This window comes from Streptomyces sp. NPDC056734 (genome assembly GCF_042790455.1).
Taxonomy (GTDB): Bacteria; Actinomycetota; Actinomycetes; order Streptomycetales; family Streptomycetaceae; genus Streptomyces.
In genome coordinates, this window is record NZ_JBHTZD010000002.1 from 218,006 (window position 1) to 233,259 (window position 15,254).

The window sequence follows — 15,254 nt, forward strand, 5'->3', positions numbered from 1 at the left end:
GCCCCTCATGGGCCACAGCCGTTCCACCTGACCCGAACCACGTTCCAACCCTGCCCAGACCTTGCGTCCACGAGGAGACCGACATGACCACCCAGACCGACACCTCCGGTTCCGTCACCACCGTCTACAAGGTGAGCGGAATGACCTGCGGACACTGCGAAGGAGCCGTGACGCAGGAGATCACGCAGCTCGCCGGCGTCAGCTCGGTGCAGGCCGTCGCGTCGTCCGGCGAGGTCACCGTCGTCTCCGCCGCCCCGCTGGACGAGGAGGCCGTGCGCGCCGCCGTGGACGAGGCCGGTTACGAGCTGGCCGGCCGCGCCTGAACCAGGACCCGGCGCGGAAGTTACCGACGGTTCGCCCGAAGTCGTGACCTGGGACCCTCTGGAGTCCGGCGCGACCCTCACATAAGCTCTTCACAAGGCTCTTGCATCTTCCTTACGCTTGAGCCCCGTTCATCTCATCGAGCCTCTTGCGTATCAAACGGGACATATGCAAGAGACGCAGATCACAGTGATGTGAACGTAACCATCGAAGGGGTTCGAAGGTCTAAGTTGACGATGTCAGACGGCGTCTTGGGGGGCGTCGGATGGCGTCTGAGGATGTCTTGGGGGACTTCCTCGGAATTGCGTTGCCGGGACACGTACACCGGGAAGCTTTGAGCGGCCCTCCCTGCGTGCGCTGTCCCGGCAGATGCACCGGCTGCCCCGCAGCCGGACAGCCACACAGCACCACCGCACCACCGAGCACCACATAGCACCACATAGCACCACCGCACCACACAACTGCACAGCCGTGAACGTTGCGGCACCCGAGTGCGACGAGTTCTGCTCGTTGTGCTCAGACAGCGAATTCAGGCGCTGGTCTCACAGACGCCCGGCCGGATCCCGTGGGGGGAATCCGCACCGGGACATGGGAAGGCGCCCTGGTCGTCGGCCCGTGGGGGGACTGGCGCCGGGGCGCCTTCTGTCATGCCGGGCCCCTCACCTCCGTACCGCGACGGCCCTCACCTCCGTACCGCGACGCCCACGCGCGCCCACCCCATGCCCCTCTGCCCGCAGCCGCAGCCGCAGCCGCAGCCGCACGACGCAATGCAACAGGCCCCGTACTCCCTCACCATGGAGTACGGGGCCCGGGGCCGAATCGTTCAGCGTTGGTGCGAGAAATCGCTCAGCGGCCCTCGACCGGTACGAAGTCGCGCTCGACGACGCCCGTGTAGATCTGGCGCGGGCGGCCGATGCGGGAGCCCGGCTCCTTGATCATCTCGTGCCACTGGGCGATCCAGCCCGGCAGCCGGCCGAGGGCGAACAGGACCGTGAACATCTCGGTCGGGAAGCCCATCGCGCGGTAGATCAGGCCGGTGTAGAAGTCGACGTTCGGGTACAGCTTGCGCTCGGTGAAGTAGTCGTCGGAGAGCGCGTGCTCCTCCAGCTTCAGCGCGATGTCCAGCAGCTCGTCGGACTTGCCGAGCGCCGAGAGGACGTCGTGCGCGGCGGCCTTGATGATCTGGGCGCGCGGGTCGAAGTTCTTGTAGACCCGGTGGCCGAAGCCCATCAGGCGGACGCCGTCCTCCTTGTTCTTCACCTTGCGGATGAAGGTGTCGACATTGCCGTCGCTGTCGCGGATGCCCTCCAGCATCTCCAGCACCGACTGGTTGGCGCCGCCGTGCAGCGGGCCCCACAGGGCGCTGATACCGGCGGAGATCGAGGCGAACATGTTCGCCTGCGAGGAGCCGACCAGGCGGACCGTGGACGTCGAGCAGTTCTGCTCGTGGTCGGCGTGCAGGATGAGCAGCTTGTCGAGAGCGGAGACCACCGTCGGGTCCAGCTCGAACTCCTGCGCGGGGACCGAGAAGGTCATCCGGAGGAAGTTCTCGACGTAGCCGAGGTCGTTGCGCGGGTAGACGAACGGATGACCGATCGACTTCTTGTACGCGTACGCGGCGATCGTCGGGAGCTTGGCGAGCAGCCGGGTGGTGGAGAGATTGCGCTGCTTCTCGTCGAACGGGTTGTGGCTGTCCTGGTAGAAGGTCGACAGCGCGGAGACCACCGACGACAGCATGGCCATCGGGTGGGCGTCGCGCGGGAAGCCCTTGTAGAAGTTCTTGACATCCTCGTGCAGCAGGGTGTGCTGCGTGATGTCGTTCTTGAACACACTCAGCTCGTCGACGGTCGGCAGCTCACCGTTGATCAGCAGGTACGCCACCTCCAGGAAGGTGGAGCGCTCGGCCAGCTGCTCGATCGGATAGCCGCGGTAGCGGAGAATGCCCTCTTCACCGTCGAGATAGGTGATGGCGGATTTGTAGGCCGCGGTGTTGCCGTAGCCGCTGTCCAGGGTCACGAGCCCGGTCTGGGAACGCAGCTTCCCGATGTCGAAGCCCTTGTCCCCGACGGTGCTGTCGATCACCGGGTAGGTGTACTCGCTGCCGTCGTACCGCAGTACTACAGAGTTGTCGCTCACGTCATCCCTCACCGACGTAGTGCCTCATCTTCGAGGTGCCCTGACTGTCTCTACCATCCCCCATTTGGCGCAGGAGAGTGCACTCGGGGTCGACCATTGGGCTGTCTGGCGGCACTCAGTGCCGCCAACCTGCCATCCTGCCCGGTCCGTCCGGCATCCGGAAGTCCTCTGTGACCTTTGTGACTCATTTGATCGATCATCTTTCAGACGGTTACGGACGGGGCATCCAACCGTGATCCGGAGCGCCTGCACCGCGGAGCCTGAAGTCGAGTGCGGTGCACCGGCGTCCCGCCGACACGGTGCGCACCGCCTGCCCGATCGCCTTGCGCGAGCCGACCAGGACGACCAGCTTCTTCGCCCTGGTGACGGCGGTGTAGAGCAGATTCCGCTGAAGCATCATCCAGGCCCCGGTGGTGACGGGGATCACCACCGCAGGATATTCACTGCCCTGCGAGCGGTGAATGGTCACCGCGTAGGCGTGTGCCAGTTCATCCAGTTCATCGAATTCGTATGCAATCTCCTCGTCCTCGTCCGTCAGTACGGTGAGGCGCTGGTCGACCGGGTCGAGCGCGGTGACCACGCCCACGGTGCCGTTGAAGACACCGTTCTCCCCTTTGTCGTAATTGTTACGGATCTGGGTGACCTTGTCGCCGACCCGGAAGACGCGTCCGCCGAGCCGTTTCTCGGGGAGGTCGGGGCGGCCCGGGGTGATGGCCTGCTGGAGCAGCCCGTTGAGGGTGCCGGCTCCGGCGGGCCCGCGGTGCATGGGCGCGAGCACCTGGATGTCCCGGCGCGGGTCGAGCCCGAATTTGGCCGGAATGCGACGGGCGGCGACGTCCACGGTGAGGCGTCCGGCGGCCTCGGTGTCGTCCTCCACGAAGAGGAAGAAGTCCTTCACGCCGTCGGTGAGCGGGTGCTGCCCGGCGTTGATCCGGTGCGCGTTGGTGACCACACCGGACTGCTGGGCCTGGCGGAAGACCCGGGTGAGCCGCACCGCGGGCACCGGGGAGCCGTCCGCGAGCAGATCCCGCAGCACCTCCCCCGCGCCGACGCTGGGCAGCTGGTCCACGTCCCCGACGAAGAGCAGATGCGCGCCCGGCGGTACGGCCTTGACCAGCTTGTTGGCGAGCAGCAGGTCCAGCATGGACGCCTCGTCCACGACCACGAGGTCGGCGTCGAGCGGGCGGTCCCGGTCGTAGGCGGCGTCGCCGCCGGGCCTCAGCTCCAGCAGCCGGTGCACGGTGGACGCCTCGGCACCGGTCAGCTCGGCGAGCCGCTTGGCGGCCCGGCCGGTGGGCGCGGCCAGCACCACCTTCGTCTTTCTCGCGCGGGCCAGCTCCACGATCGAGCGGACCGTGAAGGACTTGCCGCAGCCGGGGCCGCCGGTGAGGACGGCGACCTTCTCGGTCAGCGCCAGCTTGACGGCGGCCTCCTGCTCGGGCGCGAGATCCGTGCCCGTACGTCCCTTCAGCCAGGTCAGTGCCTTGTCCCAGGCGACGTCCCGGAAGGCCGGCATGCGGTCCTGGTCGGTGCGCAGGAGGCGCAGCAGCTGGGCGGACAGGGAGAGTTCGGCGCGGTGGAAGGGGACGAGGTAGACGGCGGTGACGGGCTCGCCGCCGTCGGGGCCGGGCACGGACTCCCGTACGACCCCGGGTTCCTCGCCCTCCTCGCCGGGGGCGGCGAGTTCGGCGAGGCACTCGATGACGAGCCCGGTGTCGACCTGGAGCAGCTTCACCGCGTCGGCGATCAGTCGCTCCTCGGGCAGATAGCAGTGCCCCTGATCGGTGGACTGCGAAAGGGCGTACTGGAGGCCCGCCTTGACGCGCTCCGGGCTGTCGTGCGGGATGCCGACGGACTGGGCGATCTTGTCGGCGGTGAGGAAGCCGATGCCCCAGACGTCGGCGGCGAGCCGGTAGGGCTGGTTCTTGACGACGGAGATGGAGGCGTCGCCGTACTTCTTGTAGATGCGCACGGCGATGGACGTGGACACCTCGACGGTCTGGAGGAAGAGCATCACCTCTTTGATCGCTTTCTGCTCCTCCCAGGCGTCGGCGATCTTCTTGGTGCGTTTGGGGCCGAGGCCGGGCACCTCGATGAGGCGTTTCGGCTCCTCCTCGATGATCGTCAGCGTGTCCAGCCCGAAGTGCTGGGTGATGCGGTCGGCGAAGATCGGCCCGATGCCCTTGACCAGCCCGGATCCGAGGTAGCGGCGGATGCCCTGGACGGTGGCGGGCAGGACGGTCGTGTAGTTCTCGACGGTGAACTGCTTGCCGTACTGCGGATGCGAGCCCCAACGCCCCTCCATCCGCAGCGACTCCCCCACCTGCGCCCCGAGCAGCGCGCCGACGACGGTGAGCAGATCGCCGCCGCCTCTGCCGGTGTCGACCCGGGCGACCGTGTAGCCGTTCTCCTCATTGGCGTACGTGATCCGCTCCAGCACGCCTTCTAGCGTGGCGAGCCGCTGCGTGGGGGTGGGGGTTCCCGGCTGGTTGGCCATGGGGGTGACAGTACCGGCGGGGGGTGACAGGGCCCGGGGGCCACCTGTGCGGGAGGGTGTGGCGGAGAGGATCGGGGGACCCGGTGTCGGCGGGTGGCCGAGGGGGCCGCGCGCCCGGTCAGGATCTGAGCTGCGCCCACTGGACGTCGTAGCAGATCAGGCCCATCGAGTCGGCGAGCCGCGCCGCGTACGCGGATGCCTCGCCGGCTCTGCTCCAGCTCATCGGGAAGTGGATGAGGGGACCTCGGGCCTCGCCGATCAGCGGCCCGGTCGCCCAGGGGGACGTGCCCTCGTCGTCCTCCGTGATGTCGCACCACCGGTCGAGCAGCGCGGCGACGTAGGTGGCTATGCGGTCGGTGGGTGGGTGTGGGGGCGCCTCGTCGTCGCCCATGTACTGGTCATAGAGGTTGCTGAAGACCTCACCGGCGGTTTCGTCGTCCGCCGGCCGGTCGCCTTCCCAGACCGCCAGGTCGTAGCTCATGGGGAGAGGGTGGCAGGGGGCACTGACAATCGCCGGTCACCTGCCGGTGGGGGGTGGGGACTTGAGGGTTTCCAGGAAGGTGAGGAAGGCGGGGGTGGGGAAGGTGAGGGGGGCGTAGGTACGGTCCTTGGAGTCGCGGACGCCCACCCACGTGTGGGTGCTGGCGATCTCCACGCACTCATTGCCGTCATCGGGGCCTGAGTAGGACGACTTCCGCCACTTGTCCATCTGCTGCCTCACAGCTCCTTCGCCAACCTGTGGATGAGGTCACGCGACCGTTCCGGGTCGAGTGCCACGGCTTCCACCTTACGGAAGCGCGTTCGAAACGCACTCAGCTGCGCCTCGGAGTCGATAAAGGCTGAGCCATGGGGAACGTCTCGCACCACGGTGTCCAACTCGGGAACAGTCCCTCCGATATACGTCATGGTGCTTGCCGCTCTGGCGAAGCCATCCAGGTCGAAGGGGAGTACCCGGACAGTGACGTTGGCAGCCTCGGAAAGTTCCAGGAGCTTGGCCAGCTGGGCTCCGGACGCGGCGCGGTCACTGACCCTGATACGCAGCGCCGCCTCATGGACAACCAACTCATACGGAATCGCGATCACCTGGCCAACCATTCGATGCCGAACGCGCAGTTCAAGTTCATCAGCCGCAAGCTGAGGCACACGGCTTGCGAAGACGGCGCGAGCGTACTGTTCCGTCTGGAGCAGGCCCGGCACGTACAAGATGGCAACATCTCGCCGGAACGTAGCGTGGTGATTCAGTTCCGAGAGGTCTAGGAAGGACGTCGGCAGCAGCCCTCGGTACTCCTCCCACCAGCCCCGTGTCCGGTCCGTGGCCATGGCGACCAAGGCATGGATGAACCTCTCGTCCGTGCACGCGTAGTGGGACGCAAGACGGCGGAGGCGCTTCTCACTCACACCCGCCAGTGCCGACTCGATGTGGGTGATCTGCGCGGGACCCACTCCGAGTAGCGCCGCCGCCTCACGGGCGTTGAGCCCTGCCGCCTCACGGAGTCTGCGTAGCTCGACAGCCAGACGCCTCTGCCGGACCGTGGGTTCGCGCCTCAGCGCCATCTACGTCTCCATTGTTCAACGCGCCTGGGAGCGCGACTCGTTCAGGCGACAGAATATGCGACTCGCTTGCAAAACATGAATCCATAGACCTACCTTCAGTGATGTACCGAGTACTTAGCGGAAGCGCACCGCCCCGCCCCGCCAAGACGGCTGCGGCATGCCACCGCACGCGAAATCCCCCCACCCCAACGGAGTTGATCACCCATGCCTGAAACCTGGGACTACACGCTCCACATCCCCAACGACCTCAGAGCGGTCACGGTGTGCCGTCGTACTCTGCGGCTGATCCTCACCATGCATGGGCTGATCAAGCTCGTGGACATCGCCGAACTGGTCGCCACGGAGCTGGTCTCGAACGCCGTACGGCACACGGACGGTCCCGCCGCTCTGCGGGTACGGCGGACCACATACGACATGGTCTGGATCGGGGCCTGGGACGCGGATCCGGAACCGCCCGAGCCGCCCAGGCCGCTCGAACAGCTCGGGGATGTAGAGGACGGGCGTGGGCTCGGGATGATCGTCGCCTGCGCGGACTGCTGGGGCTGGCAGCCGTCCTCCCGGTTCGGCGACAAGGGCAAGTACGTGTGGTGCGAGTTGGCCGCGGTCTAGGGTCTGCCTGATGTTGTGGTCACTCTTCGGGTTGCCGTGGGGCGCGCTCTCCCCTGAGGACGCGCTCCTGAGCCCTGGCGCGCCGGGCGTTCCTGGACCGCTCCATGGTCCCTGGCTCGTACGCTGACGGGAAAGAGCCCGTGGCGCAATGGAGGGGACCGGAATGACCGCGTCAGGCGAGCACCTGACCATGCATATGACCGGCGGAGCCGTGCAGGTGCCGTCCACGATCCGGGGAGTCCGCGAGTCCCTGCCCGAGGAACTTCGCGCGGAGTTCACCGCCGACATCGAGAACGCCCCCGCCGACCAGCTCCGGTTCACCCTGCTCCGCTGGGCCATGAACATCCCTACCGAGCACGACGAAACCGAAGAGGATCTGGCCGGCCGCGTCCGGTCCGGGGACACCACCGGCATCACCTTCGCCGAGGACCTCGGGGACGATGCATACCGGGGCATCGAATGAGTTACCGCATCGCCTACACCAACGAGGCCAGATCCGGGCTCGACACCCTCTCCGTCCCAGCCCGCAAAGACTTCAACACCCGCATCGCCGACATCGCCCGCAACCCGTACGGCTGCGGCTCCACCGCGGTTCGGGGTGATCGCGAACGGCGTGATGCCGCGATCGGCCACATCGCGATCATCCGCTACGAGGTCAGCCCCAGCGTGGTCACGGTGACCGTCCTGCGTGTCATCAGCCTCTGACCAGGTAGAACCCGGACAGGCGCCCGAGTCTCTGCCACGCGCCGACCGCCTCGGACCGGCGAGGGTACGTATCAGGCGTCGCGACGCCCCGGAGATCCGTCAGAAGGGCCCCACCAGGAGTGGGCCCACGCCGGACGTCCCCCGCCGGGCGTGACCGATGAGTCTGATGTGCCGATGCGGTCTATGCCTTAGTGACCGCGCCGTACCGATGGACGGTCGCACCATGCAAGGAGCGCCATGATCATCATTTCCGGGAAGCTATGGGTCGACGCCGGTGAGCGTGACGCCTATCTCGCCGGGTGCACGGAGGTTGTCAAGCAGGCCAGGGCCGCTGCCGGGTGCCTTGACTTCGCCTTGTCGGCCGATCTGATCGAGCTTGATCGGATCAACGTGTACGAGCGCTGGGAGACCGATGAGGATCTCGCCCGCTTCCGTGGCGCGGGCCCGGAACCCGAGCAGACGGCACAGATCCGCGATGCCGAGGTGAGCAAGTACCGGATCTCCGGCGTTGAGGCGCCATAGGGCGTCTCCAATGCCGGCAGGGGCTCGGCCGTCACCATCCGCACCGATTGACGGCTAACAGCATTAGCCTTAGAGTTTGGCTAACGGCATTAGCCAGCCTGGCTGTGCCCACAGACCTAAGGAATGGCGACCCATGAAGTCATCCACGCTCACTTCCGCCGTCCAGACCCAGGCCGCCGCTCAGCCCGAGGCTCCCGCCCGGGCCTCGCTGAGCGGCTCGCTTCGAGTCCTCTGGTTCGTCGTCGCCCTGTTCTGGACGGCCTTCGCCATCCTGGAAGGGGTCAATCACGGCTGGCCGGCGATCCTGATGGCGGTGGTGTTCTTCGTGGCGCCCGATCTGACCATGCTGATCGCCGTTCGCGAGGCGCCGCGGCTCGCCAAGGGGCAGCTTCCCGCGCGGGCTGTCCCCTACTACAACCTCGCGCACCGGGCGCTGATCCCCTTCAGCCTCGCCGTGCTCTACTCCTTCACCGCGCCCAAGGAATGGGCGCCGCTCTTCGCGGCCCTGTGCGCCTGGCTCGCCCACATCTCGTACGATCGCGCCTTCGGGTACGGACTGCGGACGAAGGACGGTTTCCAGCGTGGCTGAGCGGCGGCGGACCAGCACGAATCCTCCTGACGGCGACCCCACCGACCCCTCGGCGCGGCTCACCCCCCGGGCGAGGGAGATCGTCGACGCCGCTCGGGTCCTGGTCGAGGAGTCGGGCCTCGCCGCACTCACCATGCGCGCGCTCGCCGAACATCTGGGCATCAAAGCGCCCTCCTTGTACAAGCACTTCCCCGACAAGGCCGCCGTGGAGGTGGAACTGATCGCCCTGAGCCTGATCGAAACGGCACGGACGTTGGAAGAGGCAGAGGCCGGATACGCGCCGTCCGCCAACGGCCCCACTCTCCTCGCGGCCCTGGCCGACGCCTACCGTGCCGACGCCCTCGCCCACCCGCACCTCTACTGCCTCGCCACCGAGGGCCCGTTGCCTCGGCACGCACTGCCCGAAGGGCTGGAGGAGCGCGCGGCGATGCCGCTGCTGCGCGCGTGCGACTTCGACATCGATCGAGCACGAGCGATCTGGGCGTTCGCTCACGGCATGGTGATTCTGGAGATCCACGGCCGGTTTCCGGACGGGGTGGACCTGACTGCGGCCTGGCGGGCGGGTGTGGAGGCCCTGGAGCGCCACTGACTCTGCTCGGATGGTTGACCAGGTGGTCGGTTGGGGCCGAGTTGCTCGGGACGGGAATCGCCTGCTCGGCCATGCGCTCGTGCGCGTCCTCGACGCCCCGGGTGATCGCTTCGATCGCTTCAGTGTCTCCCTCTCACCTCCCCGGTCACGATTCGGTCTCGTGCCGGTCTCGCCCCTTGCCTTTGGTTTGTGTAATCGATTCCAATCCTTCGTGCGGGGGGGATGTAATCGATTTCAGGCGGGCGGGTCGGCAATGGCGAGCATCAAGGATGTCGCCGCCGCGGCGGGTGTGTCCGTCGCCACGGTGTCGCGGGTGCTGAACGACCATTCCTCGGTCAGCGCCGACGCGCGTACGCGGGTGCTGGCCGTCGTCGACACGCTCGGGTACCGGCCGAACGCCGTCGCCCGATCGCTGCGGACGGATCAGACGCGCACCTTCGGTCTGGTCATTCCGGATGTGCTCAACCCGTACTTCACCGAACTCGCCCGGTCCGTCGAGGAAGAGGCCCGTTCGCTCGGCTACAGCGTGATCATCGGGAACGCGGACGAACGTCCCGAGGTCCAGGACCATCACGTACGCACGCTGCTCGACCGGCGTATCGACGGGCTGCTCGTGGCGCCCACCGAGGGCGGGTCGTCGCTGATCGCGGATGCCGTGCGCGGGGGGACGCCGATGGTGTTCGTGGACCGGTGGATCGCGGGCGTCGACGTGCCGGTCGTCCGGTCCGACGGGCGGGCCGCCGTGCGGGAACTGGTCGCGCATCTGTGGTCGCTCGGACATCGGCGGGTGGCGATCATCGCCGGGCCGGAGGCCACCACCACCGGAAGCGAACGCGTCGCCGCCTTTCGGGAGGCCATGGCGGCGTACGGGCTGCCGGTGCCGGATGTGTACATCGGGCAGGGCGATTTCCAGGCCGAGAGCGGGCGGCGGGTCACCGCGGGGTTCCTCGCGCTGCCGGAACCGCCCGACGCCGTCTTCGCCACCGACAATCTGATGGCGCTGGGCGCGCTGGACGCCGTACGCGCGCGTGGGCTGCGGGTTCCGGACGACATCGCGCTGGTCGCTTTTGACGACATCCGGTGGTTCGTGCACACCGATCCGCCGATCACCGCCATCGCCCAGCCGACGGGCGAGCTGGGGCGGGCCGCCGTGCGGGCGCTGGTCGAGGTGATCGCGGGACGGCGGCCCGACTCCGTGACGCTGCCCGCGCGGCTGGTCGTACGGCGGTCCTGCGGGGCCCCGGCCGTCCAGGGCGTCCAGGGCGTCCAGGCTGTGGTCGTCGAGGACAACGTGGACAACGTTGGTGAATTCGCCGGCTGAGCGATCGAGGGAGACAACTGATGTACGACTACGACCTGCTGGTCGTGGGATCGGCCAACGCCGATCTGGTGGTCCAGGTGGCGCGGCGGCCGGGGGCCGGGGAGACCGTGCTCGGGTCCGATCTGGTGGTGCACCCGGGCGGCAAGGGCGCCAACCAGGCGGTCGCGGCGGCCCGGCTCGGTGCCCGTACGGCGCTGCTGGCCAGGGTCGGCGACGACGGGCACGGCCGGCTGCTGCTGGAGGCGCAGCGGGCGGCGGGCGTGGACACGGTGGGTGTGCTGGTCGGTGGCGCCCCGACCGGGGTCGCGCTGATCACCGTGGATCCGTCCGGGGACAACAGCATCGTGGTGTCGCCGGGGGCGAACGGGCGGCTGCTGCCGCAGGACGTGCGGGCCGCGGGCAGCCTCTTCCATGCCTCGCGGGTGGTGTCGGCGCAGCTGGAGATCCCGCTGGAGACGGTCGTGGAGGTGGTGCGCACTCTGGCGCCCGGGAGCCGGTTCGTGCTCAATCCCTCGCCGCCGCGTGCGCTGCCGGGGGAAGTGCTCGCGGCCTGTGATCCTTTGATCGTCAACGAGCACGAGGCGCGGGTGATTCTGGGCGACGCGTGCGTGAGCGATTCCCCGGCGGACTGGGCGCGGCTGCTGCTCGCCAAGGGGCCGCGTTCGGTGGTGGTGACGCTGGGCGCGGAGGGGGCGCTGGTGGCGACCGGGGAAGGTGTCGCGCCGGTGGCGTCCGTGAAGGTGGACGCTGTGGACACCACGGGTGCCGGGGACGCGTTCACCGCGGCGCTGGCGTGGCGGCTCGGGCAGGGCGAGTCCCTGGTGGAGGCGGCCTCGTACGCGGCGCGGGTCGGGGCGGCGGCCGTGACGAAGGCGGGGGCGCAGGAGTCGTATCCGACGGCCGAGGAGGTCGCCGGGCTGTGACCGGGGAGGGTGTGCCGGGCTGTGACCGGCGGGGAAAACGGGAGGGACCCGGTCCGTCGACCGGGCCCCCCTGCTTTCCCCTCCTGAATCAGAACCCCCTGTGATCCCCCCCCGGGTCCCCCCAGAGGTTCTGACGCCAAGTACGACCCGTGGGTGTGGGAAACGGTTGCACGCTCGCTCGGAGAAATTTCGTCCCCTGGGAGTCCGAGTCCGGAGAACGAACCGTGTTCAGTCGATCACGTACATCAAGAACCGTTCGGCGGTCTCGGTCAGGACCTCGTGGCCGTCCCGTGCCCACAGTCCGGTGTTGAACAGTTCGATCTCGATCGGTCCGGTGTAGCCGGCGGCCTCGACGTACGCCCGCCACTCGCGCATGTCGATCGATCCGTCCCCGATCTGTCCACGCCCCTCCAGCACGCCTTCCGGCAGCGGGGTGATCCAGTCGGCGAGCTGGAAGGCGTGGATCCGGCCTGCCGCGCCCGCGCGGGCGATCTGTTCGGGTGCCTGGTCGTCCCACCAGATGTGGTACGTGTCCACGGTGACGCCCACCTGATCGGCGGGGAAACGCTCGGCCAGGTCGAGCGCCTGGGCGAGGGTGGAGACGACACACCGGTCGGCGGCGTACATCGGGTGCAGCGGTTCGATGGCCAGCCGCACCCCGCGCTCCTGCGCGTACGGTCCCAGTTCCGCCAGCGCGTCCGCGATCCGCTCCCGGGCGCCGCGCAGGTCCCGCGAGCCGGGCGGGAGGCCGCCGGAGACCAGGACCAGCGTGTCCGTCCCCAGGGTGGCGGCCTCGTCGACGGCCCGGCGGTTGTCGTCCAGGGCCGCCGCGCGTTCCTTGGGATCGAGGGCGGTGAAGAAGCCGCCGCGGCACAGGGTGGTCACGTTCAGCCCCGCGTCGCGCATCAGGCGGGCGGTGGCGTCGAGCCCGAACTCGTGCACGGGGGCACGCCACAGGCCCACGCCCTGGATGCCCAGCTCGCCGCACGCCTTGGCGAGTTCGGGCAGGGACAGTTGCTTCACCGTCATCTGGTTGATGGAGAAGCGGGTCAGATCGGCGGCCATCGCGCGCACCAGTCCCTTCATCGGGCCACTCCGTACACGGCGAGGAGGTCCGTCATCCGGCGCCGGGCGAGTTCCGGGTCGGGGAACAGGCCGAGGCCGTCGGCCAGTTCGTACGCGCGGGCCAGGTGCGGGAGGGAGCGGGCGGACTGCTGGCCGCCGACCATGGCGAAATGGCTCTGGTGGCCGGCCAGCCAGGCCAGGAGGACCACTCCGGTCTTGTAGAAGCGGGTGGGGGCCTGGAAGAGATGCCGGGAGAGTTCGACCGTCGGGTCGAGCAGTTCCCGGAAACCGATCACGTCCCCCGTGTCCAGAACCCGTACCGCCTGCGCGGCGAGCGGCCCGAGGGGATCGAAGATGCCGAGCAGGGCGTGGCTGAAGCCCTGGTCGTCTCCGGCGATCAGTTCGGGGTAGTGGAAGTCGTCGCCGGTGTAGCAGCGCACACCGTCCGGCAGAGCGCGCCGCAGATCGATCTCGCGCCCGGCGTCGAGCAAGGAGACCTTGATCCCGTCGACCTTGTCCGGATGCGCCTCGATGACATCGAGGAACGTCCGCGTGGCCACGTCCAGATCGGTCGAGCCCCAGTAGCCCTCCAGGGCCGGATCGAACATCGGCCCGAGCCAGTGCAGGACGACCGGCTCACGGGCCTGGCGCAGCAGCTGTCCGTAGATCTCCAGGTAGTCCTCGGGGCCGCGGGCCACGGCGGCGAGCGCGCGCGAGGCCATGACGACGGCCTGCGCCCCGGCCTCCTCCACCACGGCCAGCTGCTCCTCGTACGCAGCTCGGATCTGATCGATTCCGTAGGGGTACCCGGCCTCCGTGCTGATCAATTGATCACTGCCGACGCCGCAAACGATCCGTCCGCCGACGGCCCGTGCCTCGGCGGCGCTGCGCCGGATCAGCTCCGCCCCGCCCGCCCAGTCCAGGCCCATGCCGCGCTGGGCGGTGTCCATGGCCTCGGCGACACCGAGCCCGTGGGACCACAGATGACGGCGGAAGGCGAGCGTGGCGTCCCAGTCGAGCACGGCGGGCGAGCCGGGCGTGACATCGGCGAACGGGTCGGCGACGACATGGGCCGCGGAGAAGACCGTACGGGAGCGGAAACCGGCACCCGGGGAGAGAGCGAGGGGGGCGGGGCGCGGGTGGTAGGCGCGCAACTCGCCCCTGGCGTCCGGGAGCCGGATGATCGCCGTCACAGGGAGATCTCCGGTACGTCGATGCGGCGGCCCTCGGCGGAGGAGCGCAGCCCCAGTTCGGCGAGCTGGACGCCGCGGGCGCCGGCGAGGAGGTCCCAGTGGTAGGGGGCGTCGGCGTAGACGTGCCTGAGGAACAGTTCCCACTGTGCCTTGAAGCCGTTGTCGACGTCGGCGTTGTCGGGCACCTCCTGCCATTGTTCGCGGAAGGCGTGGGTGGCCGGGAGGTCGGGGTTCCACACCGGCTTGGGCGTGGCGGCGCGGTGCTGTGCGCGGCAGGTGCGCAGTCCGGCGACGGCGGACCCTTCCGTGCCGTCCACCTGGAACTCGACCAGTTCGTCGCGGTGGACGCGCACGGCCCAGGAGGAATTGATCTGGGCGATCGCACCGCCCTCGATCTCGAAGATGCCGTAGGCGGCGTCGTCGGCGGTGGCGGCGTAGGGCTCGCCGTTCTCGTCCCAGCGGCGCGGGATGTGGGTGGTGGCGAGGGCCTGTACGGAGGTGACGCGGCCGAACAGTTCGTGGAGGACGTACTCCCAGTGCGGGAACATGTCGACGACGATGCCGCCGCCGTCCTGTGCGCGGTAGTTCCAGGAGGGGCGCTGGGCGGGCTGCCAGTCGCCCTCGAACACCCAGTAGCCGAACTCTCCCCGGATGGACAGGATCCGCCCGAAGAAGCCGCCGTCGATGAGCCGCTTCAGCTTGAGCAGGCCCGGCAGGAAGATCTTGTCCTGGACGACGCCGTGCTTGATGCCCTTCTCCTGGGCGAGCCGGGCGAGCGCGAGGGCGCCGTCGAGTCCGGTGGCGGTGGGCTTCTCGGTGTACACGTGCTTCCCGGCCGCGATCGCTTTCCTGATCGCCTCCTCGCGCGCGGAGGTGACCTGGGCGTCGAAGTAGAGGTCCACGGAGTCGTCGGCGAGGACAGCGTCCAGGTCCGTGGAGAAGTGATCAAGTCCGTGCTGTTCGGCCAGCGCCTTCAGGGCGTGTTCGCGCCGTCCTACGAGGATCGGTTCCGGCCACAGGGTGGTGCCGTCGCCCAGGTCGAGCCCGCCCTGTTCGCGCAGGGCGAGGATCGAGCGGACGAGGTGCTGGCGGTAGCCCATGCGCCCGGTCACGCCGTTCATGGCGATGCGGACCGTCTTGCGTGTCACGTTGTTCCCTTCACGGGTGGCAGTAAGCGCTTTCTATCGCCCTAGACGCTAGCCTCTGCGCACGGGGTGGGACAAGGGGGGC

General features: G+C 68.5%; 17 protein-coding genes. 9 read left to right on the forward strand and 8 right to left on the reverse strand.

What is annotated here, in order from left to right:
• Positions 1 to 83: 83 nt before the first annotated feature.
• A complete protein-coding gene (locus ACFRFC_RS02970; RefSeq protein ID WP_382681699.1) occupies positions 84 to 323 on the forward strand; it encodes a heavy-metal-associated domain-containing protein in 240 nt (79 codons plus the stop codon).
• A gap of 844 nt (positions 324 to 1,167) precedes the next feature.
• On the opposite strand, the gene ACFRFC_RS02975 is transcribed toward ACFRFC_RS02970, so the two are convergent.
• The 5 genes from ACFRFC_RS02975 to ACFRFC_RS02995 form a co-directional block, all read right to left on the reverse strand.
• Positions 1,168 to 2,457 carry a citrate synthase gene (locus ACFRFC_RS02975; protein ID WP_382681696.1) on the reverse strand — a complete coding sequence of 430 codons (1,290 nt, stop codon included), beginning with the start codon at positions 2,455 to 2,457 and terminating at the stop codon, positions 1,168 to 1,170.
• Positions 2,458 to 2,668: 211 nt separating this feature from the next.
• Entirely contained in the window at positions 2,669 to 4,954 is a 2,286-nt protein-coding gene (locus tag ACFRFC_RS02980; protein WP_382681693.1) for an ATP-dependent RecD-like DNA helicase, read from the reverse strand.
• Between the two features lie 118 nt (positions 4,955 to 5,072).
• Positions 5,073 to 5,435, reverse strand: coding sequence for a hypothetical protein (locus ACFRFC_RS02985; protein WP_382681690.1), 363 nt, complete (start codon positions 5,433 to 5,435; stop codon positions 5,073 to 5,075).
• A 36-nt stretch (positions 5,436 to 5,471) separates the two neighbouring features.
• Positions 5,472 to 5,663 carry a DUF397 domain-containing protein gene (locus tag ACFRFC_RS02990; RefSeq protein ID WP_382682089.1) on the reverse strand — a complete coding sequence of 64 codons (192 nt, stop codon included), beginning with the start codon at positions 5,661 to 5,663 and terminating at the stop codon, positions 5,472 to 5,474.
• Between the two features lie 8 nt (positions 5,664 to 5,671).
• Complete coding sequence (locus ACFRFC_RS02995; protein WP_382681688.1) at positions 5,672 to 6,508, reverse strand: helix-turn-helix transcriptional regulator; 837 nt, start codon at positions 6,506 to 6,508, stop codon at positions 5,672 to 5,674.
• 204 nt (positions 6,509 to 6,712) lie between these two features.
• On the opposite strand from ACFRFC_RS02995, the gene ACFRFC_RS03000 reads away from it, so the two are divergent.
• The 8 genes from ACFRFC_RS03000 (at position 6,713) to ACFRFC_RS03035 (ending at position 11,766) form a co-directional block, all read left to right on the forward strand.
• Positions 6,713 to 7,117, forward strand: a complete 405-nt coding sequence (locus tag ACFRFC_RS03000; RefSeq protein ID WP_382681685.1) for an ATP-binding protein — start codon at positions 6,713 to 6,715, stop codon at positions 7,115 to 7,117.
• A gap of 163 nt (positions 7,118 to 7,280) precedes the next feature.
• Positions 7,281 to 7,580: a hypothetical protein gene (locus ACFRFC_RS03005; RefSeq protein ID WP_382681682.1), complete on the forward strand. Its 300-nt coding sequence runs from the start codon at positions 7,281 to 7,283 to the stop codon at positions 7,578 to 7,580.
• Positions 7,577 to 7,822: a hypothetical protein gene (locus ACFRFC_RS03010; protein WP_382681680.1), complete on the forward strand. Its 246-nt coding sequence runs from the start codon at positions 7,577 to 7,579 to the stop codon at positions 7,820 to 7,822. Before ACFRFC_RS03005 ends, ACFRFC_RS03010 begins: the two co-directional genes overlap by 4 nt.
• Before the next feature lie 237 nt (positions 7,823 to 8,059).
• Positions 8,060 to 8,344: a putative quinol monooxygenase gene (locus ACFRFC_RS03015; protein WP_382681677.1), complete on the forward strand. Its 285-nt coding sequence runs from the start codon at positions 8,060 to 8,062 to the stop codon at positions 8,342 to 8,344.
• A 133-nt stretch (positions 8,345 to 8,477) separates the two neighbouring features.
• Positions 8,478 to 8,933, forward strand: coding sequence for a DUF4260 family protein (locus ACFRFC_RS03020; RefSeq protein WP_382681674.1), 456 nt, complete (start codon positions 8,478 to 8,480; stop codon positions 8,931 to 8,933).
• Positions 8,934 to 9,012: 79 nt separating this feature from the next.
• The gene (locus ACFRFC_RS03025; RefSeq protein WP_382682087.1) at positions 9,013 to 9,522 is read left to right on the forward strand and encodes a TetR/AcrR family transcriptional regulator; all 510 of its coding nucleotides are present in this window, start codon (positions 9,013 to 9,015) and stop codon (positions 9,520 to 9,522) included.
• A 253-nt stretch (positions 9,523 to 9,775) separates the two neighbouring features.
• Positions 9,776 to 10,843: a LacI family DNA-binding transcriptional regulator gene (locus ACFRFC_RS03030; RefSeq protein WP_382681671.1), complete on the forward strand. Its 1,068-nt coding sequence runs from the start codon at positions 9,776 to 9,778 to the stop codon at positions 10,841 to 10,843.
• A gap of 20 nt (positions 10,844 to 10,863) precedes the next feature.
• On the forward strand, positions 10,864 to 11,766 hold the full coding sequence (locus ACFRFC_RS03035) for a ribokinase (RefSeq protein ID WP_382681668.1): 903 nt from the start codon (positions 10,864 to 10,866) through the stop codon (positions 11,764 to 11,766).
• Between the two features lie 228 nt (positions 11,767 to 11,994).
• On the opposite strand, the gene ACFRFC_RS03040 is transcribed toward ACFRFC_RS03035, so the two are convergent.
• Genes ACFRFC_RS03040 through ACFRFC_RS03050 form a run of 3 tightly spaced genes read right to left on the reverse strand, consistent with a single transcriptional unit; the run spans position 11,995 to position 15,172 of the window.
• Positions 11,995 to 12,831: a sugar phosphate isomerase/epimerase family protein gene (locus tag ACFRFC_RS03040; RefSeq protein ID WP_382682085.1), complete on the reverse strand. Its 837-nt coding sequence runs from the start codon at positions 12,829 to 12,831 to the stop codon at positions 11,995 to 11,997.
• Positions 12,832 to 12,848: 17 nt separating this feature from the next.
• Positions 12,849 to 14,024 (reverse strand): dihydrodipicolinate synthase family protein, encoded by a 1,176-nt coding sequence (locus ACFRFC_RS03045; RefSeq protein WP_382681665.1) that lies wholly within the window; start codon positions 14,022 to 14,024, stop codon positions 12,849 to 12,851.
• Complete coding sequence (locus tag ACFRFC_RS03050) at positions 14,021 to 15,172, reverse strand: Gfo/Idh/MocA family protein (protein WP_382681663.1); 1,152 nt, start codon at positions 15,170 to 15,172, stop codon at positions 14,021 to 14,023. Before ACFRFC_RS03050 ends, ACFRFC_RS03045 begins: the two co-directional genes overlap by 4 nt.
• Positions 15,173 to 15,254: the final 82 nt, after the last annotated feature.

Coding starts and splice junctions, on each gene's coding strand:
- ACFRFC_RS03040 (WP_382682085.1), bottom strand. CDS start 12,831: ATGGCCGCCGATCTGACCCGCTTCTCCATCAACCAGATGACGGTGAAG.
- ACFRFC_RS02980 (WP_382681693.1), bottom strand. CDS start 4,954: ATGGCCAACCAGCCGGGAACCCCCACCCCCACGCAGCGGCTCGCCACG.
- ACFRFC_RS03010 (WP_382681680.1), top strand. CDS start 7,577: ATGAGTTACCGCATCGCCTACACCAACGAGGCCAGATCCGGGCTCGAC.
- ACFRFC_RS03005 (WP_382681682.1), top strand. CDS start 7,281: ATGACCGCGTCAGGCGAGCACCTGACCATGCATATGACCGGCGGAGCC.
- ACFRFC_RS02985 (WP_382681690.1), bottom strand. CDS start 5,435: ATGAGCTACGACCTGGCGGTCTGGGAAGGCGACCGGCCGGCGGACGAC.
- ACFRFC_RS02970 (WP_382681699.1), top strand. CDS start 84: ATGACCACCCAGACCGACACCTCCGGTTCCGTCACCACCGTCTACAAG.
- ACFRFC_RS03015 (WP_382681677.1), top strand. CDS start 8,060: ATGATCATCATTTCCGGGAAGCTATGGGTCGACGCCGGTGAGCGTGAC.
- ACFRFC_RS02990 (WP_382682089.1), bottom strand. CDS start 5,663: ATGGACAAGTGGCGGAAGTCGTCCTACTCAGGCCCCGATGACGGCAAT.
- ACFRFC_RS03020 (WP_382681674.1), top strand. CDS start 8,478: ATGAAGTCATCCACGCTCACTTCCGCCGTCCAGACCCAGGCCGCCGCT.
- ACFRFC_RS03035 (WP_382681668.1), top strand. CDS start 10,864: ATGTACGACTACGACCTGCTGGTCGTGGGATCGGCCAACGCCGATCTG.
- ACFRFC_RS02995 (WP_382681688.1), bottom strand. CDS start 6,508: ATGGCGCTGAGGCGCGAACCCACGGTCCGGCAGAGGCGTCTGGCTGTC.
- ACFRFC_RS03030 (WP_382681671.1), top strand. CDS start 9,776: ATGGCGAGCATCAAGGATGTCGCCGCCGCGGCGGGTGTGTCCGTCGCC.
- ACFRFC_RS03000 (WP_382681685.1), top strand. CDS start 6,713: ATGCCTGAAACCTGGGACTACACGCTCCACATCCCCAACGACCTCAGA.